This is a genomic window from Streptomyces cyaneofuscatus, assembly GCF_033109485.1.
GTDB classification, from domain to species: Bacteria; Actinomycetota; Actinomycetes; order Streptomycetales; family Streptomycetaceae; genus Streptomyces; species Streptomyces cyaneofuscatus.
In genome coordinates this window covers 3,517,761-3,540,882 of sequence record NZ_CP137002.1, presented here as the reverse complement: position 1 = coordinate 3,540,882, position 23,122 = coordinate 3,517,761, and the positions used below count along the sequence as shown (strand labels likewise).

At 71.7% G+C, this 23,122-nt stretch carries 20 protein-coding genes and 1 pseudogene; 16 read left to right on the top strand and 5 right to left on the bottom strand.

The annotated features are described in order from the left end of the window. The first annotated feature begins 730 nt into the window (after window positions 1-730). The 11 genes from hxlB (at window position 731) to tal (ending at window position 11,373) form a co-directional block, all read left to right on the top strand. Window positions 731-1,321: a 6-phospho-3-hexuloisomerase gene (gene hxlB, locus R2B67_RS15445; RefSeq protein WP_317818651.1), complete on the top strand. Its 591-nt coding sequence runs from the start codon at window positions 731-733 to the stop codon at window positions 1,319-1,321. 5 nt (window positions 1,322-1,326) lie between these two features. Then, on the top strand, window positions 1,327-2,334 hold the full coding sequence (locus R2B67_RS15440; RefSeq protein ID WP_317818649.1) for a sugar phosphate isomerase/epimerase family protein: 1,008 nt from the start codon (window positions 1,327-1,329) through the stop codon (window positions 2,332-2,334). Window positions 2,335-2,378: 44 nt separating this feature from the next. Continuing rightward, a complete protein-coding gene (locus R2B67_RS15435) occupies window positions 2,379-3,038 on the top strand; it encodes an HAD-IA family hydrolase (RefSeq protein WP_317818647.1) in 660 nt (219 codons plus the stop codon). Further along, window positions 3,035-3,847 (top strand): triose-phosphate isomerase, encoded by an 813-nt coding sequence (locus tag R2B67_RS15430; protein WP_317818645.1) that lies wholly within the window; start codon window positions 3,035-3,037, stop codon window positions 3,845-3,847. Before R2B67_RS15435 ends, R2B67_RS15430 begins: the two co-directional genes overlap by 4 nt. Next, on the top strand, window positions 3,831-6,065 hold the full coding sequence (locus tag R2B67_RS15425) for a glycoside hydrolase family 65 protein (RefSeq protein ID WP_317818642.1): 2,235 nt from the start codon (window positions 3,831-3,833) through the stop codon (window positions 6,063-6,065). Before R2B67_RS15430 ends, R2B67_RS15425 begins: the two co-directional genes overlap by 17 nt. Beyond that, on the top strand, window positions 6,062-6,958 hold the full coding sequence (locus tag R2B67_RS15420; RefSeq protein WP_317818640.1) for an HAD family hydrolase: 897 nt from the start codon (window positions 6,062-6,064) through the stop codon (window positions 6,956-6,958). Before R2B67_RS15425 ends, R2B67_RS15420 begins: the two co-directional genes overlap by 4 nt. After that, complete coding sequence (locus tag R2B67_RS15415) at window positions 6,948-7,676, top strand: triose-phosphate isomerase (RefSeq protein ID WP_317824866.1); 729 nt, start codon at window positions 6,948-6,950, stop codon at window positions 7,674-7,676. Before R2B67_RS15420 ends, R2B67_RS15415 begins: the two co-directional genes overlap by 11 nt. A 45-nt stretch (window positions 7,677-7,721) precedes the next feature. Next, the gene (locus R2B67_RS15410; protein WP_317818638.1) at window positions 7,722-8,735 is read left to right on the top strand and encodes a zinc-dependent alcohol dehydrogenase family protein; all 1,014 of its coding nucleotides are present in this window, start codon (window positions 7,722-7,724) and stop codon (window positions 8,733-8,735) included. 121 nt (window positions 8,736-8,856) lie between these two features. Beyond that, the gene (locus R2B67_RS15405; RefSeq protein WP_317818636.1) at window positions 8,857-9,417 is read left to right on the top strand and encodes a YciI family protein; all 561 of its coding nucleotides are present in this window, start codon (window positions 8,857-8,859) and stop codon (window positions 9,415-9,417) included. Between the two features lies 1 nt (window position 9,418). Then, window positions 9,419-10,156, top strand: coding sequence for a beta/alpha barrel domain-containing protein (locus R2B67_RS15400; RefSeq protein ID WP_317818634.1), 738 nt, complete (start codon window positions 9,419-9,421; stop codon window positions 10,154-10,156). Between the two features lie 89 nt (window positions 10,157-10,245). Beyond that, on the top strand, window positions 10,246-11,373 hold the full coding sequence (tal, locus tag R2B67_RS15395; RefSeq protein ID WP_317818632.1) for a transaldolase: 1,128 nt from the start codon (window positions 10,246-10,248) through the stop codon (window positions 11,371-11,373). A 234-nt stretch (window positions 11,374-11,607) separates the two neighbouring features. On the opposite strand, the gene R2B67_RS15390 is transcribed toward tal, so the two are convergent. The 3 genes and pseudogenes from R2B67_RS15390 to R2B67_RS15380 all read right to left on the bottom strand — a co-directional run bounded on the left by R2B67_RS15390 (window position 11,608) and on the right by R2B67_RS15380 (window position 14,029). Beyond that, window positions 11,608-12,897: a Cmx/CmrA family chloramphenicol efflux MFS transporter gene (locus tag R2B67_RS15390; protein WP_317824865.1), complete on the bottom strand. Its 1,290-nt coding sequence runs from the start codon at window positions 12,895-12,897 to the stop codon at window positions 11,608-11,610. A 93-nt stretch (window positions 12,898-12,990) separates the two neighbouring features. Continuing rightward, a pseudogene (locus R2B67_RS15385) lies at window positions 12,991-13,182 on the bottom strand (PQQ-binding-like beta-propeller repeat protein); the annotation flags it as partial. A gap of 124 nt (window positions 13,183-13,306) precedes the next feature. Then, window positions 13,307-14,029 carry an HD domain-containing protein gene (locus R2B67_RS15380; RefSeq protein ID WP_317818629.1) on the bottom strand — a complete coding sequence of 241 codons (723 nt, stop codon included), beginning with the start codon at window positions 14,027-14,029 and terminating at the stop codon, window positions 13,307-13,309. Between the two features lie 128 nt (window positions 14,030-14,157). Here R2B67_RS15380 and R2B67_RS15375 point away from each other — a divergent pair, with 128 nt between their 5' ends. The 4 genes from R2B67_RS15375 (at window position 14,158) to R2B67_RS15360 (ending at window position 17,384) form a co-directional block, all read left to right on the top strand. Further along, a complete protein-coding gene (locus R2B67_RS15375) occupies window positions 14,158-14,862 on the top strand; it encodes a maleylpyruvate isomerase family mycothiol-dependent enzyme (RefSeq protein ID WP_317818627.1) in 705 nt (234 codons plus the stop codon). A gap of 88 nt (window positions 14,863-14,950) precedes the next feature. Then, window positions 14,951-15,700, top strand: a complete 750-nt coding sequence (locus tag R2B67_RS15370) for a LamB/YcsF family protein (RefSeq protein WP_237329526.1) — start codon at window positions 14,951-14,953, stop codon at window positions 15,698-15,700. 56 nt (window positions 15,701-15,756) lie between these two features. Then, on the top strand, window positions 15,757-16,515 hold the full coding sequence (locus R2B67_RS15365; protein WP_317824864.1) for a 5-oxoprolinase subunit B family protein: 759 nt from the start codon (window positions 15,757-15,759) through the stop codon (window positions 16,513-16,515). Beyond that, window positions 16,512-17,384: a 5-oxoprolinase subunit C family protein gene (locus R2B67_RS15360; RefSeq protein WP_317818625.1), complete on the top strand. Its 873-nt coding sequence runs from the start codon at window positions 16,512-16,514 to the stop codon at window positions 17,382-17,384. The genes R2B67_RS15365 and R2B67_RS15360 overlap by 4 nt, the downstream gene beginning before the upstream one ends. 40 nt (window positions 17,385-17,424) lie before the next feature. Here the strand turns inward: R2B67_RS15360 and R2B67_RS15355 are convergent, their stop codons facing one another. Continuing rightward, window positions 17,425-19,722 (bottom strand): heavy metal translocating P-type ATPase, encoded by a 2,298-nt coding sequence (locus R2B67_RS15355; protein ID WP_317818623.1) that lies wholly within the window; start codon window positions 19,720-19,722, stop codon window positions 17,425-17,427. Between the two features lie 240 nt (window positions 19,723-19,962). Between R2B67_RS15355 and R2B67_RS15350 the strand changes: the two genes are divergently transcribed. Continuing rightward, window positions 19,963-20,652 carry a copper homeostasis protein CutC gene (locus tag R2B67_RS15350; RefSeq protein WP_317818621.1) on the top strand — a complete coding sequence of 230 codons (690 nt, stop codon included), beginning with the start codon at window positions 19,963-19,965 and terminating at the stop codon, window positions 20,650-20,652. A gap of 105 nt (window positions 20,653-20,757) precedes the next feature. Here R2B67_RS15350 and R2B67_RS15345 read toward each other — a convergent pair whose 3' ends face one another. After that, the gene (locus R2B67_RS15345) at window positions 20,758-22,839 is read right to left on the bottom strand and encodes a HelD family protein (protein WP_317818619.1); all 2,082 of its coding nucleotides are present in this window, start codon (window positions 22,837-22,839) and stop codon (window positions 20,758-20,760) included. Between the last annotated feature and the right edge of the window lie 283 nt (window positions 22,840-23,122).

Sequence of the window (23,122 nt, the reverse complement as noted above, 5' to 3'; positions counted from 1 at the left end):
TTTCGTTGTTCCGGGGGTGCGGTTCTCCCCTTTCGCGCCATGGGGCACGTGGTCGGGTGCGTGGATGCGCTGACCGGTCATTTCGCGCTCCTTTGAGAGACTCACCGAGGAGAACGAGGTGAAGCTCGTCCGCCGGCTTGCCGGATGAGTGGATCGAGCATACGGACGTCGTCGTACGGACCGATGAACTCGCTGAACAATCCAACGAGTTGATCGGCATTCACCCATGGCACCGGTGCGTCGTTCAGGTGTCCGGGCTCCGGCCTGCGATGGCGCTCGCGCACAGACCTCGCTGGTCGCATTCCAGGCCCGGTACATCACATCGCGCGGCGGGTGACGGGGCCGATCGCTGCTGCCGATGCGTTCCCCGTACGGAACGGGCATCGGAGCCATCGCAGATGGCCTGACACCCGCGGGGCCGAACGGCAATGCACCTCGTGGGGTGTTCTGGGCTTTCAGTGGCGAGGGACATTTCGGCCCGTCGGAAATGCCGTGCCAACCAGGTTCAGAATCGGTGCCGTTGCTCCGCCGATGATGTTGATGACTTGATTCCGCAGCCTGTTTCGATTTGCCCCGTCGTCGGAAGCGGGGGAGCCTGGGAGTCGTGCCTGACAGATTCCGCTGGTAGCAGCCGCGGCATCGGCACCACTTAGCGCTCGGCCGACGAGCCCTCTTTCTCATGTCTGGAGATAGAACGGCCATGGTGAAGCCCGGACCAATGCCCGAAAAGATGACTTCGCAAACCAGAGGACAAGCAGCAGATCTCCGGACGGCCTTCGACTCCGCGCGCCGCACCGTGCTGCGGGAACTCGACGCTCTCCTTGCCTCCGTGGACGAAGCCTTGGTGGAACGCTTTGCCGAGGAGATCCACCGGGCGGCACGGGTGTACGTCCTGGGCGCGGGCCGGTCCGGCCTGTCCGTCGAGGGTTTCGCCATGCGCCTGATGCACTTGGGCTACCAGGCGCACTGCGCGGACGAGGTGACGGCTCCCGCGGTGGGATCGGACGACCTGGTGGTCACCTGCTCCGGGTCGGGCAGCACTCCGACCGTCGTTCAGCTGACGGAGAGTGCCAGGCAGGCAGGTGCGCGCATCATCGCTGTCACGTCCCATCCGGAGTCGGAGGCCGCGCGCCTCGCCGACCTGGTCGTGCCGCTGAGGGAGTACAGCGCGGACCACGAGGAGGACCGTTCCGCCCAGTTCGTCGGAACGCTGTTCGAGCAGGGCGCCTACCTGTTCTTCGACTGCGTCGTGCTCTCCCTCCAACACACCGATCAGGTGGACGAGGGAGCGATGTTCGACCGGCACACCAACCTGGAGTGACGATCATGCGGACAGCACACCGGCCCGTCACCCTCTTCACCCAGCAGTGGGCTGACATGCCGCTGGAAGAGCTCTGCGCCACAGCCGCGGGCTGGGGCTACGACGGGCTGGAGATCGCCGCCTGTCCCCGCCACCTCGACATCGGGCGGGCCGCCGGTGACCCGGACTACCTGCCGGAGCTGAAGGCCACCCTCGACCGGTACGGGCTGCGCGTCTTCACGGTGGGCGCCCACCTGGTGGGTCAGGCGGTGGGCGACCCGATTGATGAGCGCCACCGCGGCATCCTCCCCGACCGGGTCTGGGGGGACGGCGAGCCCGAGGGAGTCCGCCGACGAGCGGCACGAGAGATCGAGGCGACGGCCCGAGCGGCCGCCGTCCTGGGAGCCGACACCGTCGTGGGGTTCACGGGGTCCTCCATCTGGCACGCACTGGGGATGTTCCCGCCCGTCGATGAGCAGTTCGTGGCTGACGGCTTCCGTGACTTCGCCCGCCGATGGCATCCGATTCTCGACGTGTTCGACGAGGTGGGCGTGCGTTTCGCGCTCGAAGTGCATCCGACGGAGATCGCCTACGACTACTGGACGACGCGGCGTGCCCTCGATGCCATCGGACACCGGCCCGCGTTCGGCATCAACTTTGATCCCAGTCATCTCGTCTGGCAGGGAATCGACCCGTCCGGCTTCCTCTACGACTTCCGCGAACGCCTCTACCACGTCGACTTCAAAGACACGAAGCTGCGCGCCGACGGCCGCAACGGCGTGCTCGGTTCCCACCTCCCGTGGGCCGATCCCCGCCGCGGCTGGGACTTCGTATCGGTGGGGCATGGCGACATCGACTTCGAGGCATGCGTCCGCGTGCTCAACGCCATCGGATACCGGGGCCCCGTCTCCGTCGAATGGGAGGACGCCGGCTACGACCGGCTCCTCGCCGCTCCGGAAGCGCTGGCCGAGGTGCGACGACTCACCGCAATCACACCGTCAGGCCGTTTCGACGCCGACTTCGGTGACGGCTGACCCTCTCGGCCGTACTCAAGATCCAGGAAGCGAGCGAACTTGTCATGCCTGATCATCGGATTCCCACCACCGAGGTGACACGGTGCGTCCTCTTCGACTTCGCCGGCGTCGTCGCCGCAGGGCCGGACGGTGGCGACCGGTCGGCGATGGAAGCGCATCTCGGCATCCCTCCCGACCACTTCTGGCCTGCCTACTGGTCGGAACGCGACGCCTACGACCACGGCATCGAAGCCGCCACCTACTGGCAGCGGGTCGGCCACTCGGCCGGGGTCGACTGGGACCAGGAGCGCATCCAGCAGCTGTGGGCCGACGACATCGGCTACTGGCTCCACACCCGCGACACGACCACCGCCGCGGCACGGGCACTCAAGGACCGGGGCATCCGCACGGCCATCCTCTCCAACGCACCCGCCGACCTCGCGGCCGCCCTACGGCGGGCACCCGTCTCCGCCGACTTCGAAGCCCAGATCTACAGCTGCGACATCCAGATCCTGAAGCCCGACGAACGTCTTTACTCCTACGCCCTAGGAATCCTGGGGACGACGGCGTCAGAGACGGCGTTCATCGACGACAAGCCGGCGAACACCGACGCCGCGGAAGCCCTGGGGATCCGCTCGCACGCCTACACCGACCCCGCGGGGCTCGACACCTTCCTGTCTGGCCTCACCGGACCCGACGACGAACGCCGAGGACTGCTCCCGTGACCAGGAACCCCGCCCCGCCCCCGCCCTCGCTCCACCCGCCTGAGCCGCTGTCCGGAACCAACACCAAAACGGTGATTGCGCCGTGTGACTTCCCCGGCTGGCTCGCAGATCTGAGGGACCAGGCCGACGTTCTCGCCCCTGCCGGGTTCTTCGTGCTGGTTCCCGCGCTGATGGTGTCCGCCACCCGTGACGCATTGCGCGGAAGCGGCATCGCGTACGGGAGCCAGGACTGTGCAGCCGAAGCCGAAGGCATCACCGGGGAGACGCCGGCGTCCCACCTCGCCGAGTCCGGCTGCTCGTACGTCATGATCGGCCACCACCAGCGTCGCCAGGCACTGGGTGAGGACGACCACACAGCGGCCCGGAAAGCCACCCGTGCCGCCGAGGCAGGACTCACCCCCGTGCTGTGCACCGGTGAGACCGACCGGATCGCCCCGGCGGACGCAGCCGAGAGAGTCACCACCCAAGTCCGGCCCGTCCTGGGACAACTGCCCGCCGCCGCGCCCCTGGTCGTTCTGTACGAACCGCTGTGGGCGTCGCGGGAACGCAGGGCCGCCGACGCGGACCACGTCGCCGTCGTGGAGCGAGCGCTGGAGGTCCTCTCCACCGGCCGCCCCGGCCCCGTCCGAATCCTGTACGGAGGCGCTGTCGCCGCCGGCACGTGGAAGGCGATGCGGCAGGGCACCCGCCTTGACGGCCTCGCTCTGGGAAGGGCCGGGATCGACGCCGCCGTACGCAGGACCGTGATCGAGGAGATACTCGCGGACCCGCCCGTGCGAGGGGAGGCCGAACGTGCACCCCTCCCCTGACTGGACCTGGAACTACACCGATTACGACCCTGCCGACGAGGGACGTCGAGAAACGCTGCTGACCCTCGGGAACGGTGTCTTCGGCACCCGGGGCGCCTGCTCGGCGGCCGTCCCCACGGCCACCTCCGGCCACTACCCGGGCACCTACCTGGCGGGCTGCTTCGACCACATCGAAGAGACCGTGGACGGCCATCGGGTCCGTGTGGAGGAGCGGGTCAACCTCCCCAACTGGCTGCCCCTCCGGCTCCGCATCCTGCCCCCGGACACCCCACCCGGTCCGTGGCTCTCCCCGGACACGGCGATTGTGGACAACTATCACCAGACGCTGCTGATGCGCTCCGGTTTCCTGCGCCGCACCATGCGGCTCACCGACGCCGAAGGCCGCAGGACCCTGGTCCAGGAAATCCGCCTGGTGCACATGACCCGGCCCCACCTGGCACTGCTACGGCTACGAGTCAGCAGCGAGAACTGGCACGGCACCCTTCAGATCGAGACAGCCCTCGACGCCACGGTCGCCAACCGCCAGGTCGAACGCTACGGACACCTCAGCGGTCGGCACCTCACCGCCACCGAAACCGGACGGACCGGCTCCGGTCCGCTGTGGCTGACCACGCAGACCACCGGAAGCAACATCGCCATCGCCCTGGCAGCCGGCACCCGCCTCCGCGCGACCGGGCACGGCCACCCCGTCACCCGCCGCCTGGTGAGGACGCCGGGCCGCATCGCGATGCGGCACGACGTCGACCTGAAGCCGGGGACGACCCTCACCGCGGACAAGACGATCTCCCTGCACACCTCCTCCCACCTCACCCAGGACGGTCTGCGCCACGTCGCCCTGCGCAGCCTCCGGGATGCGCCGCCGCCGGCCCGGCTCGTCGCCGAACACCGCCGCGCATGGCACCTCCTGTGGAAGCAGACGGACGAATCGGCGCCCTCCGCGCCCTCCGCGCGCACCGCCGGCCCGCCGCCCCAGCCCTCCTCATGCGCCTTGCGCCGCCTGCACCTCTTTCACCTCCTGCAGAGCTGCTCCCCCCACACCCGGCACCTCGACACGGGCATCGCCTCCCGCGGGCTCCACGGCGAGGAATACCGGGGCAGGACCTTCTGGGACGAAGTCTTCGTCATGCCCTGGCTGGCCCGCCACTTCCCCCACACGGCCCGCGCGGCACTCGACTACCGCCACCGACGCCTTCCCGCGGCCTGTCGTGCCGCCGCCGCTCACGGTCTGCGCGGAGCCCTCTACCCGTGGCAGAGCGGCCAGGACGGCACCGAGACGACCGTCCCCTTCGTCATGAACTCCCCGAACAGGGGCTGGGAACCGGACAACAGCGCTCTGCAGCGCCATATAGGTTCCGCCGTCGTCCTCTCGGTCCATCTGTACGTCCGCGCCTCCGGCGACACCGCCTACGCGCACGGGCGCGGCGCGGAGATGAACCTGCAGATCGCCCGCTTCTGGGCGGACTCCGCCCGCCACGACCCCACCGACCACCGCTACCACATCGACGGCGTCATGGGCCCCGACGAATTCCACGACGCCTACCCCGGGGCGGGCCGTCCAGGACTGCGCGACAACGCCTACACCAACGTCACCGCCTCCTGGGTCCTCAGCCGCGCGTGCACCCTGTGGCGGCACCTGCCCGGCGCCCGCCGGGAGGAACTCGCCGAACTCCTGAAGCTGTCGCCGGACGAACCGGCCCACTGGGACGAGATCTCCCGCCGCCTCCACGTGCCTTTCCACCGAGGCGTGATCAGCCAGTTCTCCGGTTGGGAGGACCTGGCACCGCTCGACTGGAGCGCCTACCGGCATCGCTACGGGAACCTGCAACGCCTGGACCGCATCCTCGCCGACGAGCACGACCACCCCAACAACTACCAGGTGGCCAAACAAGCAGATGTCCTGATGCTCGGCTACTTCTTCGACACCGCCGAACTCTCCGCCCGGTTCGCTCACCTGGGATACCGGCTCACCGCCGACAACTGGCGGGACACCGTCGACCACTACCTGCCTCGCACGGTCCACGGATCGACCCTCAGCCCGCCGGTCCACGCCCGTGTACTCGGCCGGATCGACCACCCGGAAGCCCAGCGCTTCCGCACCCTGGCAAGCGCCGTGGACGTCCACCCCGACCAGGACCCCCGCTACGGCATCCACCTCGGCGCGGTGGCCGCCGCGCTGGACGCACGTACGGCGCCGACGAAGGGAGCCACGACAGCATGAACACAGTCCGGAGCAGCCGGATCATGCCGCACGGCGCATCCGCCCCGCGGCTGCCCGACGGCATCAGGGCCTGCCTCTTCGACTTGGACGGCGTGATCACCAAGACCGATGTGCAGCACCGGCAGGCCTGGAAGAGAACCTTCGACCCGTTCCTCCGCGAGTACGAAGGAGAAGCGGGACGCCCTTTCAGCCTCGGCGACTACATGCGGCACGTGGACGGGATGCCCCGCCACGAGGCCGTGCACCACCTGCTGGTCTCCCGCGACATCACTCTGCCACCGGGCGACAGCCATGACCTGCCCGGCCAGGGCAGCGAGCACGCTCTCGCCAACCGCAAGGACGAACTGCTCACCCGTAGCCTGGCCGACGAGCTCATCGAGGTCTATCCGGGCACCCTCCGCTTCGTCCGAGCCTCCCGCCGTGCCGGAATGAGCACAGCACTCGTCTCCGCGAGTTCCCACTGCGCGCAGGTCATCGGAGCGTGCGGTGCCGGCCACCTCTTCGACACGCGCATCGACGGTCACACGGCCCGGGAGCGCCGCCTGCGAGGAAAACCGGCTCCCGACTCCTACGACGAGGCCGCGTCCGAACTACGGGTCGCCCCCGGCGAGGCCGCGGTGTTCGAGGACGGTCCGACCGGCATCGAAGCAGCCGTGAGAGGCCGCTTCGGATGGATCGTGGCCATCGACCGGTGCGGTCGGCGGGAGGACCTGCTCGAACCCGGTCCCGACATCGTCGTCGACGACCTGGCCGAACTCCTCCAGCCCTCCACCCCCCACGACCGCCGGGCCCCCACCCGAGGGCCGGCCAATCCACGGCACCTGGAGCGCATACATGCCCGCGACCACCGTTCCGATCAGTCTCACCAGCACCAAGATGAACATGGGTCGTGACCGGACCACCCGATGGCTCGACGAAGTCATCCTGCCCCAGGCGTCCGCCCTGGCCCGCCTGTCGTTCGTCGCCTGCGTCCCCTATCCCCTCATCCCCGGCACCGTCCAGCACCTGACGGACAGCGGCGTCTCGACAGGCGCCCAGAACTGTTGGCACGGCGACGGCGACGGCACGGGCGAGGTCTCGGCCGGCCTGCTCGCCGAACTTGACTGCGGCCACGTCATGCTCGGCCACGCCGAACGCCGCCGCCTCTTCCACGAGGACGACACCCTCGTCGCCCGAAAGGCCGCCGCGGTCGCCGGAGCGGGCATGACTCCGCTGGTCTGCGTGGGCGAGGAACGCCACGTCCCCACCGAGGCCGCAGCCTCCCGTGTCGCCCGACAAGCACAGTCGGCCCTCGGCCGGATCGACCCGGACCGGCCGGCCCTCGTTCTCTACGAGCCCGCCTGGGCCATCGGGAACGACCACGGGGCCGAGCCCGGTCACGCGGCCGCCGTTCTCCGCGCCCTGCACGCCGTGCTCTCCCGGCAGGCGACCCGGTTCCTGTACGGCGGTGCCGTCACTCCCGGCACCTACACCGCCCTGCGCGCCGCGGCCGCATGGGACGGGGTCGCCGTCGGCCGGGCCGCCCAGGACCCCCACATGCTGCACGAAGTCACAGCTGAGCTTCTGGCCGGGGCGCCCGGCCGTGAAGCGGGTGAACCGGCACCTCGGTGACCGACGGTTCGCGCGCGGACCGCACCGGAACCCACGAACGAACCCATGGAGACCAAGGAGAAGACGATGGCGAAGGTTGTGCAGTTCGACGATCCCGGCGGACCGGAGGTACTGGAACTGAGGGAGATCGACGTCGGTGCACCAGGCCCGGGCGAGTTGCTGGTAGAGGTGGATGCCATCGGCCTCAACCGGGCCGAGGTCATGTACCGGGAAGGCAGCTACTTCTACCCGCCCACGCACCCCTCCGGCCTCGGATACGAGGCGGCGGGCAAGGTCGAGGCCGTCGGTGACCACGTCTCCGGGTTCGCCGTCGGTGACCCCGTCAGCGTGCTCCCCACCTTCCTGCAGACCGAGTACGGCACCTACGGCGACCACGTCCTGGTCCCCGCCGCCGCCGTCGTCGTCCGCCCCCCGGACCTCGCCCCCGAGAAGGCCGCCGCCGTGTGGATGGCTCACCTCACGGCCTATGGCGCCCTCGTCGAGGAGCACCGCACCCGACCCGGCGACCACGTCCTCATCACCGCCGCCTCCGGCAGCGTGGGGCTAGCCGCTATCCGGACCGCACAGCGCATCGGAGCTGTCCCCATCGCCACGACCCGCACCCCCAGCAAGAGGGAACGCCTTCTCGAAGCCGGAGCGGCCCACGTCATCGTCACCGGCGAGGAGGACCTGCGTGCCCGTGTCGAGGACATCACCGAAGGCGCGGGAGTGCGGGCGGTCCTCGACCCCGTCGCGGGCCCGGGTGTCGATGCCCTGGCCGAAGCGGTCAGCCCCGGTGGGCGGCTCCTGGTCTACGGGGCGCTCGACCCCCGGCCCACCCCCCTCCCGAACGCCACGAGCTTCCCGGCTCTGAGCACGCGCACCTACGCGGTCTTCGAGATCACCACCGACCCCGCACGCCTCGCGAGGGGCGTGGCCTTCGTCAACGCCGGACTCGCCACCGGCGCCGTCAGACCGACCATCGACACGACCTTCGATCTCGCCGACATCGCCGACGCCCACCGGTACATGGAGCAGAACTCCCAGATCGGCAAGATCGTGGTCACGGTCCCTCACTAGGGACCGGGCGCAGTCCGGCGGCCACCGCAGGCGACGCGCTCGCAACCGCGCAACGCCCGACCGCGGACCAGCACGTCACGTAACTGAACAAACCACAGCAGCACCGAACCGGAGGTACACGATGTTTCTCCTGCTCAACACCTACACCGTGCCGACCAAGGCGATCGACGAAGCTCTCCCGCGACACCGTCGCTGGGTCGAACACCACTTCGCCGAGAACCACTTCATCTTCGGCGGCAGGCGCGAACCCCGCACCGGCGGTTTCGTCATCGCCGCGAGCGACGACGAGGCCGAGGTACGCGCCTACCTGGAGGACGAACCCCTGTTCGCCGAAGGGCTGGTGACCTGGGAGATCACTGGCCTCGAATCACAGCTGGCAGCGAATCGGCCGCTGTCCGACGCGCTGAACGACTTCGGCGCCACCACATCCGTACCCGGTGGTCCCGATGAGACGGACGAGAACTCCGCCACCGTGCGCGTGGTCGTCAACGACGTCGACCGCGATCTCCTCGGAACATCCACGCTCGACCTCCTGGTCACCGAGATCTGCCGCGACCACGGTGTCGATCGTGACGAGGTCTCCGTGTCCGTGGACGGTGAGGTCCTTCCGCAAGAACAGTGGGCGGCCCCACTGGTGGCGGGCACCAATGTCCGGCTGGCTGTTCTGACCCCGGGAGGCTGACATGGAGCAGAACCAGCCCCGGGGCACCTGGCAACTCGGCTCCACCGAACTGACCTCCCGTCTCATGCTCGCCATACCCGAGGACGCACCGCTGGAGCATCTCGGAGCGATCCTGGAGGCGGGCGCGATCCAGTCGGCCACGATCAAGGTCTCCACCGACGTCGGCGCAGCGGCGTCCGACACCCACGAGGTCCTGCAGGAGCACGGTGTCCATGTGCTCCCCAACACCGTCGACGCCGCCGACGCGGACGACGCCGTCCGCGCCGCGCACCACGGCGCGGCCCTCGTCGACCGTCCGTGGGTGAAACTGATCATCACCCAGGACCCCGAGTACAACGTGCCCAACCCGGCTCACCTGCTGCAGGCGGCCGAACGCCTGGTGAGCGACGGCTTCGAGGTGTTCCCGCTCATCCCCGACGACCCGGGGCTCGCGGTGGAACTGGCTCGGATCGGCTGCGCCGGCCTGATGCCCCAGGGATCACCGGCAGGGTCCGGACAGGGCATCGCCAACCCTCTCAAGTTCCGCCTCATCCTCGACCGCGTCGACGTGCCCGTCCTGGCGGGCGCGGGTATCGGAACCGCGGCGGACGCCTGCCAAGCGCTCGAAATGGGCTGCGCCGGTGTCGCCTCGGCCAAGGTCATATTCTCCGCGGACGACCAGGAGACGGCTGCGCGCGCACTGGCCGACGCCGTCTCGGCGGGGCACCTGGCCTGGCAGGCGGCGCAGCCGCGTAGCTGACGTCCTGCCAGTCTCCCTCCGCAAGAGGCCGCGCAGTCCGGAGCATCCTCCGCGCGGTCCGAACAGCCACCAGCCACGAAGGAGAACCGATGACGAACGGCGCACTGAAGGAACTGAGCGGACGCGGTGTTTCCCTCTACCTGGACGACATCAGCCGCTCCCGTCTCGACAGCGGAGATCTGCGACGACTGATCGACGACCGGCACGTCGTCGGCGTGACCACCAACCCGTCCATCTTCAAGAAGGCACTGGATGACGGGGAGGGGTACGACAGCACGGTCGGTATGCTCGCGCGCTCGGACTTCTCCACAGCGGATGCCCTGCGCGTGCTCACCTGCATGGACGTCCGGGACGCCGCTGACCTGCTGGCACCGATCCACAGGGCGACGAGCGGCCACGACGGCTGGGTCTCCCTGGAGGTGAACCCGTTCTACGCCGACGACACCGACGCGACTGTGGCGGAGGCGAGCCTGCTCCACTGGATGGTCGGCAGGCAGAACGTCATGATGAAGGTGCCGGCCACAGACGCCGGACTTCTCGCGGTCACCGAGCTGGTGTCGCGCGGCATCCCCGTGAACGTCACCGTCATCTTCTCCCTGGACCGGTACCGCCAGGCCGCCGAGGCGTACGTGGCAGGGTTGGAACGGGCCCAGGAGCAGGGCCGGGACCTCACGGCGATCCGGTCCGTCGCCTCCTTCTACCTCGCCCGACTGGACGACGCCGTCGACCAGGAACTGGACTCCGTCGACACACCCGAAGCCGCCGCCCTGCGCGGCCGCATCGCCCTCTCGCACGCCCATCTCGCACAGGACGCCCACAGCGAACTGCACACCGGCGGCAGGTGGGAGGCCATCGCTCGCGACCATCCCGGCGTCGGTGCCCAGAGACTGCTCTGGGCCTCCACGTCGACCAAGGACGATCAGTATTCCGACACCCGCTACGTCACCAACCTCGCGCTTCCCGGGAGCATCAACACCATGCCGGAGGAGACGCTGCTGGCGGTCGACGACCACGGCGCGGTTCCCGGCGAACCGCTCGGGGCGGACGTGTCCGACGCTCGTGCCGCCCTGCGGGACCTGGACGCCCTCGGCATCTCCTTCGAGGAGACGGCCTCTCGGCTGGAGAGGGAGGCGGTGACCGGATTCGAGAGCGCGTGGCGGGAGATTCAGAAGGTTCTGCGGTCCCGTATGGAATCGGTGCGAGAACGGAACGAGTGAACCCTCGGACGGCAGTGACGGGTTCGCAATCGTCGTCCCGGCCCGGCTCGCGAGGGCCGGTCTCCGGCACCGTCGGCGCCCCCGGCGATCGCTGCGGCGAAAGGGGGGCCCGTGATCCGCTGGACAGGGCCCAGGAGAAGACGGCCACGCCACGGGTATCGGCGTAGCGGGCCAGGTCGCGGACATGGCGGACGGCAGGGGTGGGCGTCTCTCGCCACGGTGGTGGTCACGGCGTCACGCGCCCGGCGACCGCACGCGGTCCGCCGGTGCCGCCGGCCCGGTCGCCCCCGGTGCCGGCACAGCGCGGTCCGTGCCCGACGCACTCCCGATACCGGCGGCCGCGCTCTTCGCGATCAGCCGCGTACGCGAGACGCCGCCCTCGCTCCGCTGGAGCCGCAGCGACACCGCCACCGCCGCCAGGGCCAGGACCGTCATCGCCGCGCCCGCCCACGCCGTGGCGGCGAAGCCGAAGTCCGCGTCGATCACCGTGCCGCCCAGCCACGGGCCGCTCGTGTTGCCCAGGTTGAACGCGGCCGTCGTCGTGGCACCCGCCAGCGTCGGGGCCGCGCCCGCCACGTTGAACATCCGGGCGTTCAGGGCCGGGGCCGTGAAGAACGCCGACAGGCCCAGCAGGAACGCCAGCGCGACCACCGCGACCTGGCTGGAGGCGAACAGCGCCAGTGCCGCCAGGAACACCGTGGACGCCGTGATCCCGCTGAGCAGCACCCCGAAGAGGTGCGCGTCCGCGACCCGGCCGCCGATCGTCGTACCGATCAGCGCGCCGAGCCCGAAGAGGCCCAGGATCCACGGCACCCAGCCCGAGTCCAGGCCCGCCACATCTGTCAGCAGCGGCGCCAGATAGCTGAACGCGCAGAACACCCCGCCCGCCGCGAGGGCGGTGATCACGATCGCCAGCCAGACCTGCCGGTCCCGGTAGATCGCCAGCTCCTGCCGCAGCTGCGGCTTCTTCTCCGGCAGCGGGATGTACGGGATGCGGGTGACGACCCCCACCAGCGCCACCGCCGACGCCACCCCCACCGCCCAGAACGCCGACCGCCAGCCGAGGTGCTCGCCGAGGAATGCCCCCATCGGCACGCCCAGCACATTGGCGATCGAGAGACCGCCGATCATCACGGCCATCGCCCGGGCCCGCTGGTTCACCGGGACCATCGCGATGGCCACCGCCGCCCCGACCGCCCAGAATCCCGCGCAGGCGAGCGCGCTCACCACCCGGGAGGCGAAGAGCACCTCGTACGTCGGCGCCAGCGCACCGGCCACCTGCCCGAGGCCGAAGACCGAGATCAGCGCGATCAGGGTCGTCCGGCGCGGCAGCCGAAGCGTGGCCACGGCGAGCAGCGGGGCGCCGACCACCATGCCGATCGCGAAGGCGGATATGAGGAGGCCGGCCTGCGGGATCGAGACGTTCATGTCGTCGGCGATCGGGGGCAGCAGACCCGACAGCATGAACTCGCTGGTGCCGAGGGCGAAGACCGAGAGGCCGAGGATGTATACGGCGAGCGGCATGGGCGTGCGGCGGCGGGAGCTGGAGTCGGGCATGACTCGTCCCAACACCGGAGAACGTAGCCGCATTCCCGGCTCTCGGTATGTGGACAGTCGTTACGCGGCGGGCAGGGGGTGCAGCTCCGTGCCGTGCAGGGCGAACACGCGCGTGCCGTCGGTCGCGACCAGCCAGGCGTGGTGGTCGCCGGACCGGTCGTCGAACGTCCGGCGCAGGGCGCCCGTCCTCGCGTCGAAGGCGTGGATGCCGCCCTTCTCGTCCAGGTCGGTCGCCCCGTAGAGGGTGGAGCCGGTCCCGTCCACCGCGACCGGCCTCGGCTGCCGGTACTCCTTGCCCAGGTGGCCGCGCCAGGGCGTGACCGGAACAACTCCGTGAAGGAACCGGAACATCTGCCGATCACTGCGGTTGGGACGATCACTCCGGATCGCGCGACGACCCCAGCAACTCCAGCTCGGTCGCCAGATTGTGCCGGGCCCGCGCCTCCCACTCGGCCGCCCCGTGCGGCGTACGGAACAGCTGCGGCAGCGCGAGGAGTTGCCGCAGTACGCCGGCCCGCCCGTCCCGGAACGCCTCGTCCGGCACGAATCCGTACTCCTCCCGTACCTGCGCCGCGTACGCCGCGTACTCCTGCGGGTTCCCCGCCAGCACCGCCAGGTCCGCGTCGCACAGCACCTCGCCGTTCCGGTCCCCGGCGGCCGGGTCGTGTGCCACGGTGAGCCGGACCAGCCGCGCGACCTCCGCCGTCACCGCCTCGCCCACCCCCGCCTCGGGCAGCGCGCGCTCGGCGAGGGCGGCGCTGCGCTCCTCGTTCTCCGTACGGTCGGGCCGGTAGACGGCGTCGTGGAACCAGGCGGCCAGCCGCACCGCGTGCACATCGGCGGCGTACCCGGCGAGGGTGTCGATCCGGTCCAGGACCGCCGTCAGGTGGGCGGTGGTGTGGTACCGCCGCTGCGGCTCGTCCCAGCGGGCCAGGAGGTTCTCGGCGTACGGCAGCGGGTCGGGGCCGGCGTCGGGACCGGCGTCGGGACCGGTGCCCGCCCCGCGGCCGGGCGCTCCCGAGCGTGCGGCGAGGAGCGTGTCCCGCCAGCGGTCGACCAGGGCGGTACGGGGGTCGCGGGGGCGCGGGCTGTCCGTCATGGGACGACCCTAGAGGCTGGGCCGCCCCGTACGGATGCCAGGCGCCCCCCGTCCGGATGCGAGGCGCCTCCGTACGGATTCCGGCATCCCGCCGCGACCGGCGACCTCCCTGCGGTTGGCTGAGGGCCATGACTTCTGCTCCCGTACGCGATCCCGAACTCCCCGGCCTGCTCCTGCGCACCGAGCGCGACGCCCTCCTCCCGCTCCTGCGCGCCACCCCCGAGTCCGCCTTCGTCCTGCGCACCGCGTGCCCCGGCTGGACCGTCCGCCATGTCCTCGCGCACTGCGCCGCCGCGCTGACCCGGGTGGTCGAGGACCGGCTGGAGGAAGGGGTGTTCTCGCCCGAGTCCAACGAGCGGGACATCGAGGAGCGGGCCGGGCTGCCGCTGCCCGCCCTCCTCGACGAGCTGGAGCGCGGAATGACCGAGGCCGGTCCGGTGATCGCCGCCGCGGGCGGGAAGCTGGACGGGGTCGCGCTCGGCGAGTGGGTGCACGCGGGGGACGTCCGCGAGGCGTGGGGCCTCGACGGGGCGTACGCGGGGCGCGGACTGGCGTACGCCCTGGGCCTGCTGGAGGGCGTGGCGTACTGGAAGGAGATGCCGCAGATCGTCGCGGACGTGGAGGGGGAGGGGGAGGGGGAGGGCTGGGGAGCGCCGCGCCCGCTCGGTGTCCCGTCCCCCGAAGGCCGACCCGCCGGCCGGTACCACGGTGACGGGCCCACCCTGATCCGCCTGTACGCGAACCGGCCGCTGGTCGGCACACGGTACGAGCTGCACGGCGTACGCGAGGGCGATCTGCACCTCTTCGACCGGCCGCCGAAGCTGGAGGACTGAGGAGCCGAGAGGGAAGGTCCGGCCTTCCGCCCCTCGGACCGGCCCTTGTCGCCCCCGAGCGCAGTCAATAGCGTGCGCTCTCGTGAAGATGGACCTGAACGCGGATCTGGGCGAGGGCTTCGGCCGCTGGACCCTGACCGACGACGAAGCGCTTCTCGCCTGTGTCACCAGCGCCAACGTGGCGTGCGGTTTCCACGCGGGCGACGCCTCCGTCATGCGGCGGGTCTGCGATGCGGCGGCCGCAGGCGGTGTACGGATCGGGGCCCAGGTCTCCTACCGGGATCTGGCCGGGTTCGGGCGGCGGTCGATGGACGTGCCGGCCGACGAGCTGGCCGCCGAGGTCGCCTACCAGATCGGTGCCCTGCGGGTGTTCGCCGAAGCGGCCGGCTCCACCGTCTCGTACGTCAAACCGCACGGCGCCCTCTACAACCGGACCGTCCACGACGAGGAGCAGGCCGCCGCCGTCGTCGCGGGCGTCCGGCTCGCGGGCGGGGGCCTCGCCGTCCTCGGGCTGCCCGGCTCCCACCTGCTCGCCCATGCCTCCGCCGCCGGGCTGCCCGCCGTGGAGGAGGCCTTCGCCGACCGGGCGTACACCGCGCGGGGCACGCTGGTCCCGCGCGGCGAGGCGGGCGCGGTGGTGCACGACGCCGATGACGTCGTACGCCGCGGGGTCGGCATGGCGCTCGACCGGGCGGTCACCGCGGTGGACGGCAGCCGGATACCCGTCGAGGCGCGCTCGCTCTGCGTCCACGGCGACACCCCGGGCGCTGCCGCCCTCGCGCGCCGGGTGCGGGCGGCGCTGGAGGACGCGGGCGTGCGGGTGGAGGCGTTCACGTGAGCCGGGGGGACGGCGGTCAGGGGCACGACGGTACGCAGGCGCGCCAGGTGCGAGAGGTGCGCGAGGAGCTTGAGGCGGGCAAGGAGCGGGAGGAGCGCGAAGTCCGTGTGCTGCCTGCCGGGGCGCACGCCCTCCTCGTCGAACTCGCCGACGGCGACCACGCCGAGGCCTTCCACGCCGAGCTCCTCCGCCGGCGCGAGCAGGGCGCACTGCCCGGCGTACGCGAGATCGTCCCCGGCGCCCGGACCGTCCTGCTCGACGGCATCGACGGCATCGACGGCATCGACGGCCAGCCGCGCCGTGGTGGGCGCATTCCCACCGCCCGCGACCGGCTCGCGCGCGAACTCGTCTCCTGGACCCTGCCGCCCCTGCGCCACGAGGAGCGCGAAGCGGTCGAGATCCCCGTCGTCTACGACGGACCCGACCTGGCGGGGGTCGCCGCGCTCTGGGGCGTCGGCGCCGACGAGGTGCCCGGGCTCCACTCCCGTACCGCGTTCCGGGTGGCCTTCTGCGGGTTCGCGCCCGGGTTCGGGTACCTCACCGGGCTGCCCGAGCGGCTGCATGTGCCCCGGCGCACGACCCCGCGTACGAGGGTTCCGGCCGGGGCGCTGGCCCTCGCCGGGCCGTACACCGGGGTCTACCCGCGCCCCTCGCCCGGCGGCTGGCAGCTCATCGGGCGGATGGTGGACCCGGCGGCGGCCCTGTGGGACCCGGGCAGGGAACCGGCGGCGCTGCTGGGGCCGGGGACCCGGGTGCGGTTCGTGGCCGCTGAACCCGGAGCCGTACCCCTGCCTCGTACGGAGACGGGCTCGTGACCCCCGTACGGGGCGGGCTCCTCCACGTCGTCCGAGCCGGCGCCCTCACCACCGTCCAGGACGCCGGCCGGCCCGGCTGGGCGCATCTCGGCGTCGGGCGGGCCGGTGCCCTCGACGCGCCCGCCGCCCGGCTGGCCAACCGGCTCCTGGGCAACCCGCCGGGCGCCGCCCTCCTGGAGACCACCGTCACCGGGTGCGCCGTCCGCCCCGACCGGACCGTGGTGGCCGTCGTCGGCGGTGCGGGGAGCCGGGTGACCGTCGACGGGCACCCCGTGGCGTGGGGCGCGCCCGTCCGGGTCCCGGCGGGAGCGGTGCTGGACGTGGGCCCCGCGCTCGACGGCGTACGCGGCTATCTGGCGTTCGCCGGCGGCCTGGAGCCGGAACCGGTGCTGGGCAGCCGCTCCGCCGATCTCCTCTCCGGGCTGGGCCCGGCCCCCCTGAGCGACGGTGACACGCTGCCCCTGGGCGCCGAACCGGCCGCCGGGCCACCGCAAGGCCCCACCCCCTGGCCCGGCGCCCCCGCCGAGCTGGTGCTGCCCCTCCACCTCGGCCCGCGCCACGCGTGGTTCACGGCCGCCGCCCTGCGCACGCTCACCACCGCCGTCTACCGGGTCTCCCCGCACAGCAACCGCATCGGCCTCCGCACCGAAGGCCCCGCCCTGGAGCGGGCCCGCGACGGCGAACTGCCCAGCGAGGGCATGGTGCTGGGGGCGGTCCAGGTGCCCCCGGACGGCCGGCCCGTCGTCTTCCTCAACGACCACCCGACGACCGGCGGCTACCCGGTCGTCGGCGTCGTACCGGAGACCGCCCTCGCCGGGGCGGCGCAGGCGGTTCCGGGAACGCGGTTGCGGTTCTCCGTGCGAGCGTGAGCGAAGCCCGTACGAGCGTGAGCCAAGCCCGTACGAACCCTCACGCCCCTTTGAAGCCCCGCAGCCGCAACGAGTTGCCGACCACGAACACCGACGAGAACGCCATCGCGGCCCCGGCGATCATCGGGCTGAGCAGCCCCGCCGCGGCCAGCGGCAGTGCGCCCACGTTGTAGGCGAAGGCCCAGAACAGGTTCGTCCGGATCGTGGAGAGCGTGCGGCGCGAGAGCCGGATGGCATCCGCCGCGACCCGCAGGTCTCCCCGTACGAGAGTGAGGTCACCGGCCTCGATCGCGGCATCCGTGCCCGTACCCATGGCCAGACCCAGGTCGGCCTGGGCGAGGGCGGCGGCGTCGTTGACCCCGTCGCCGACCATCGCGACGCTCCGGCCCTCGGCCTGGAGGCGCTGGACGACGTCCACCTTGTCCTCGGGCATGACCTCCGCGTACACGTCACCGGCACCGATGCCGACCTCGGCCGCCACCGCCTCCGCGACGGCCCGGTTGTCCCCGGTGAGGAGGATCGGGGTGAGCCCCAGGGCGCGCAGCCGCTCGATGGCCTCGGCGCTGGTGTCCTTCACCGCGTCCGCCACCTCCAGGACCGCCCGCGCCTCGCCGTCCCACGCGACCGCGATCGCGGTGCGCCCGGCGCGCTCGGGCTCGGCCTTGGCCCGGGCCAGACCGTCCGGCAGTCGGATCTCCCACTCGGCCAGCAGCTGCTCCCGGCCCACGAGGACGGCGTGTCCGTCCACCACACCCTGGACGCCGAGCCCGGGGACGTTGGCGAAGTCCTCGGGCGTGGGGAGGGCGGCTCCGTCGCCGAGGCGATCGACGGCACCCGCTGCCACCGCCTGCGCGATGGGGTGCTCGGAGGAGTGCTCCACCGCACCCGCCAGCCGCAGCACATCCGTCTCGTCCGTGCCCTGAGCCGTGTGGACTGCGAGCAGGGTCATCTTTCCGGTCGTCACCGTCCCCGTCTTGTCGAGGACGATGGTGTCGACGCGGCGGGTGGTTTCGAGGACTTCGGGGCCCTTGATGAGGATGCCGAGCTGGGCTCCACGTCCCGTGCCGACCATGAGCGCGGTCGGGGTCGCGAGGCCGAGGGCGCAGGGGCAGGCGATGATCAGGACCGCCACGGCGGCAGTAAAGGCCGCCGTGAGACCGGCGCCGCTGCCGAGCCAGAAGCCGAGCGTGCCCAGGGACAGCGCGATGACGATGGGCACGAAGACGGCGGAGATGCGGTCGGCGAGCCGCTGAGCCGCTGCCTTGCCGTTCTGGGCGTCTTCGACGAGGCGGGCCATGCGGGCGAGTTGGGTGTCGGAGCCGATGCGGGTGGCTTCGACGACGAGGCGGCCGCCGGCGTTGATGGTGGCGCCGGTGACGGAGTCGCCTACGGCGACTTCCACGGGGACGGACTCGCCGGTCAGCATCGAGGCGTCGACGGCCGAGCTGCCTTCGGCGACCTTCCCGTCCGTCGCGATCTTCTCCCCGGGGCGGACCACGAAGCGGTCCCCGACCTGGAGTTCGGCGGTCGGTACGGTCACCTCGCGTCCCCCGCGCAGGACGGTGACCTCCTTCGCGCCCAGCTCCATGAGCGCCCGGAGCGCGGCCCCGGCCTTCCGCTTGGAGCGGGCCTCGAACCAGCGCCCGGCGAGGATGAAGGCGGTCACCCCGGCGGCGGCTTCGAGGTAGATGTTCCCGGCGCCGTCGCTGCGCGCGATGGTCAGCTCGAACGGGTGGGTCATCCCGGTCATGCCCGCCGTACCGAAGAACAGCGCCCACACCGACCACAGGAACGCCGCCGACGTGCCGACCGAGATCAGCGTGTCCATCGTCGCCGCGCCGTGCTTGAGGTTGGTCCAGGCAGCGCGGTGGAAGGGCCAGCCGGCGTAGGTGACGACGGGGGCGGCGAGGGTCAGGGAGAGCCACTGCCAGTTGTCGAACTGGAGGGCCGGGATCATCGCCATCGCGATCACCGGGACGGCGAGGACGAGTGCGGTGACCAGGCGTTGGCGGAGGGCGGTGAGTTCGCGGTCGGGTTCTTCCGTCTCCGCCGTCCCACCCCTCTTCGCCTCCTCCGGCGGCGGTGGTTCCTGGGCGGTGTAGCCGGTGGCCTCGACGGTCGAGATCAGGTCCTGTACGGAGACGTCCTCGCCCCGGTACGTGACCTTCGCCTTCTCGGTGGCGTAGTTGACGGTCGCCTCCACGCCGTCCATCCGGTTGAGCTTCTTCTCGATGCGGGCCGCGCAGGAGGCGCAGGTCATGCCACCGATGGCGAGCTCGACGGTGCCGGTGCCGGTGGCCGGGGTGGTGGCCGAGGCGGTGGCGGAGTGAGTAGGCATGGGGTCCTCCTGGCAGCGATCTCTGATACCCCTGGGGGGTATCTCTTCCCTCTCCCCATATATACCCCCCACCCCTATGAAGCGCAAGGCGCGCCGGGGGGCATCTGCCGGGCGGGCTCGCGCATCTCCGCGATCATGCGTTCAGATGGAGGGCTGCGCGGCCACTCGGCCGCCCCGTAGGCTGGCCATTGGACTAGACCTATAGCTGCGTTCAGCTGCGTATCGGAGGAATGGGGACCCATGAGCAACCGTGCAGTCCTGGAGGTGATCGCTCTCGACGCGGAGGACGCGGTCGCCGCCCAGGCAGGTGGTGCAGACCGCCTCGAACTGGTCACCGACATGGCCGCGGACGGCCTGACCCCGTCACGGGAGACCTTCGCGGCGATCCGGTCGGCCGTGGACATCCCGCTGCGCGTGATGCTCAGGGTGGCGGACGGCTTCGCCGCGGGTGACGTCGAGGTGCTGGTGGACAAGGCCCGCGAGATGCGGAGGGCGGGCGCCGACGAGTACGTGCTCGGCTTCCTCGACGAGGACGGTCACGCCGACCTCGTGGCCGTCGAGCGGATCGTCGCCGAGCTGGACGGCGCCCGGTGGACGTACCACCGCGCGATCGACCGGGCCGCCGACCGCGACGCCCTGCGCAAGCAGCTCGCGGACCTGCCCGGCCTGGACACGTACCTCACGGCGGGTTCGCCGGACGGGGTCGACGCCGGCATCCCGACGCTCCTCGCCGAGGCCGCCCGCACCGGGCAGCCGGGGTACGAGCCGCAGATCCTGGTGGGCGGCGGCCTCCAGCTCCACCACCTGCCGCAGCTACGGGCGGCGGGCATCGACGCCTTCCACATCGGCGGCGCGGCCCGTCCGGCCGGCTGGTCGGCACCGGTGGACGCGGCGGCGGTACGGGAGTGGCGCGAGGCGCTCGACGCCTGATCCAGGAGGCCCTGATCCAGGAGGCCCTGATCCAGGAGGTCCTCATCCAGGAGGCACGGGGCGGGCGCCGCGACAGGCCCCGCCCCTCCCCCCGGGGACGGGGGACTACCCCAGCGCCTCCGGCAACGCCGCCGCGTGCACCACCGTCAGCCCCGACACCGCACGGGTCAGCGCGACGTACAGCCGCCGCAGCCCGGTCCGCTCGTCCGGCTCGCCGTCCACCACGGCCGCCGGCTCGTCCAGCACCACGTAGTCGTACTCCAGGCCCTTCGCCAGCGACGCGGGCACCAGCGTCAGCCGCGATGCGGCGGTGGTCTCCTCACCGGGGGAGAGATACGCGTGGCCCGCCGCCTCCAGCGCCGCGCCCAGCGCCGGAATCCGGGCGTCGGCGGCGATCAGCCCGATGGACCCCTCGTGGCGCAGCGACTCCTCGCAGGCGGCGACCACGGCCGCGTCCAGGTCATCGGCCCCGGGAACGGCTCGTACCACCAGCGAACCCGGCGACTCCCGCACCGACTCCACCGCCGCGAGCCCCGGCGAGATCGCGGGCAGCAGCCGGGAGGCGTACGCGATCACCTCGCGCGGCACACGGAAGCCGGCCGTCAGCTCCTCCACCACCGCGTCGGCCTTCCCCAGGTGGAACAGCGCCTCGTCCCAGCTCTCGGTGGACCACGGCGTCGTCCCCTGCGCGAGGTCCCCGAGCACGGTCGCCGAACCGGTCGAGCATCGCCGTCCCACCGCCCGGTACTGCATGGGGGAGAGGTCCTGCGCCTCGTCGACCACGACATGGCCGAGCGAGTGCGTACGGGCCACCAGGTCACGGGCCTCGTCGATGAGCACCGCGTCCGCCGCCGACCACCGGGCCGACTTCACGCTCCGGGCGGGCTTCGCCCAGAGGATCAGCTTCTGCTCGTCCTCGCTCAGCAGCCCCTCCGCGTGGACGGCCAGGAACTCCGGGTCGGCCAGCAGCCGCAGCACCAGCTTTGCCGGGTCGACGGCGGGCCAGATCGCCTTCACGGCCGCCTTGACCGCCGGGTTGCGGGCCACGGTGTTCTGCACCCGGTCGTCGGGGGCCTCACCCGCCTCCTCCATCCGTACGAGGACGGCGTGCGCGATCCGCTGCGGCAGGGCCTCGTGGGCGGAGCCGTACCGCATGTCCCGGGCGAGCAGTTCCTCGACCATCTCCTCGATCTCGTACGCGGGCACCCGCCAGCGCCGCGACCCGCGCACCACGACGACGGGTTCGGTGGGGGTGGTGACGTGCGAGCGGATGGCCCGGCGCAGCACCTCGGCCATCCGGGCGTCGCCCTTGACGACGGCGGCGGCCGCGTCGTCGGCTCCTCTGACCTCCACGTCCGCCGTCACCAGGTCGTCGACGGTGGCCTGCTTGACCTCCAGCTCACCGAGGGCGGGCAGGACCTGCTCGATGTAGTGGAGGAAGGACCGGTTCGGCCCGATGACGAGGGTGCCGGTCCGGGCGAGGCGCTCGCGGTGCGCGTACAGCAGGAACGCCACGCGATGGAGGCCGACGGCGGTCTTCCCGGTGCCGGGGCCGCCCTGGACGCAGACGGTGCCGCCGAGGCCGCTCCGTACGATCTCGTCCTGCTCGGGCTGGATGGTGGCGACGATGTCGCGCATCGGGCCGACGCGGGGCCGCTCGATCTCCGCCTGGAGGAGACGGCTGGTGTGGGCGACCTCGGCGGGGTCGGTGAGGTGCTCGTCCTCGTACGCGGTGAGCTCGCCGGCCGTGTACCCGAAGCGGCGGCGGAGCCCGACGTCCTGGGGGTTCTTGGGGGACGCCTGGTAGTACGGCTGGGAGACCGGGGCCCGCCAGTCGATGACCATCGGGTCCCCGGCGGCGTCGTGGACGTGGCGGCGCCCGATGTAGAACCGCTCGCCCTCCGCCCCCTCGGCGAACTCGCCGCCGACGGCGTGGAGATAGTCCAGGCGGCCGAAGAACAGGGGGGTGTGGGAGAGGTCGGCGAGCGCCTTGATGCGGTCGTCGATCTGGGACTGGAGCACGGCGGCGTTGACCCAGTTCGCCGTGACATCGCGGATGTCGAGGGCTTGGACGTCCTCGCGCATCGCGCGCAGGGCGGCGCGGGACGCGGCGAGATGGGCGCGTTCGTGCGCCAGGGGGTCGGCGGGGTCGGTGGTGGAATCGCTTTCTGCTACGTGCGCGGGCACGGTGTTGCCTCCGGCTCTTCAGCGACTCTTCAGCGCAGGACGGCGGACCCGTGTCGTGCTCCGGTGGCGTTGGTCGGCACTGGAGCCGTCGGGGGTCCGCTCGGAAGGTTCGTTCGCGTGTGTCGGCCGGTTTCCGTCCGGTCGGCGGCGCTCCCGGGGCCGTCGATACGGCGCGGGAGGCGGGCAGACCGGCGATTGTAGCCACAGGTCGCGGTGGCGGCGAAACGGATTTCCGGCTCCCCTCGGGGAGGAGGGGCCAGGGGTACCCGTAGGGGATGTGCGC

Excerpts from the sequence above, each read along its gene's own strand:
- tal (WP_317818632.1), top strand. The coding sequence starts at position 10,246 with ATGACGAACGGCGCACTGAAGGAACTGAGCGGACGCGGTGTTTCCCTC.
- R2B67_RS15415 (WP_317824866.1), top strand. The coding sequence starts at position 6,948 with ATGGGTCGTGACCGGACCACCCGATGGCTCGACGAAGTCATCCTGCCC.
- R2B67_RS15380 (WP_317818629.1), bottom strand. The coding sequence starts at position 14,029 with ATGACGGACAGCCCGCGCCCCCGCGACCCCCGTACCGCCCTGGTCGAC.
- R2B67_RS15410 (WP_317818638.1), top strand. The coding sequence starts at position 7,722 with ATGGAGACCAAGGAGAAGACGATGGCGAAGGTTGTGCAGTTCGACGAT.
- R2B67_RS15400 (WP_317818634.1), top strand. The coding sequence starts at position 9,419 with ATGGAGCAGAACCAGCCCCGGGGCACCTGGCAACTCGGCTCCACCGAA.
- R2B67_RS15405 (WP_317818636.1), top strand. The coding sequence starts at position 8,857 with ATGTTTCTCCTGCTCAACACCTACACCGTGCCGACCAAGGCGATCGAC.
- R2B67_RS15435 (WP_317818647.1), top strand. The coding sequence starts at position 2,379 with ATGCCTGATCATCGGATTCCCACCACCGAGGTGACACGGTGCGTCCTC.
- R2B67_RS15440 (WP_317818649.1), top strand. The coding sequence starts at position 1,327 with ATGCGGACAGCACACCGGCCCGTCACCCTCTTCACCCAGCAGTGGGCT.
- R2B67_RS15420 (WP_317818640.1), top strand. The coding sequence starts at position 6,062 with ATGAACACAGTCCGGAGCAGCCGGATCATGCCGCACGGCGCATCCGCC.
- R2B67_RS15370 (WP_237329526.1), top strand. The coding sequence starts at position 14,951 with ATGGACCTGAACGCGGATCTGGGCGAGGGCTTCGGCCGCTGGACCCTG.
- hxlB (WP_317818651.1), top strand. The coding sequence starts at position 731 with ATGACTTCGCAAACCAGAGGACAAGCAGCAGATCTCCGGACGGCCTTC.
- R2B67_RS15355 (WP_317818623.1), bottom strand. The coding sequence starts at position 19,722 with ATGCCTACTCACTCCGCCACCGCCTCGGCCACCACCCCGGCCACCGGC.
- R2B67_RS15350 (WP_317818621.1), top strand. The coding sequence starts at position 19,963 with ATGAGCAACCGTGCAGTCCTGGAGGTGATCGCTCTCGACGCGGAGGAC.
- R2B67_RS15375 (WP_317818627.1), top strand. The coding sequence starts at position 14,158 with ATGACTTCTGCTCCCGTACGCGATCCCGAACTCCCCGGCCTGCTCCTG.
- R2B67_RS15390 (WP_317824865.1), bottom strand. The coding sequence starts at position 12,897 with ATGCCGCTCGCCGTATACATCCTCGGCCTCTCGGTCTTCGCCCTCGGC.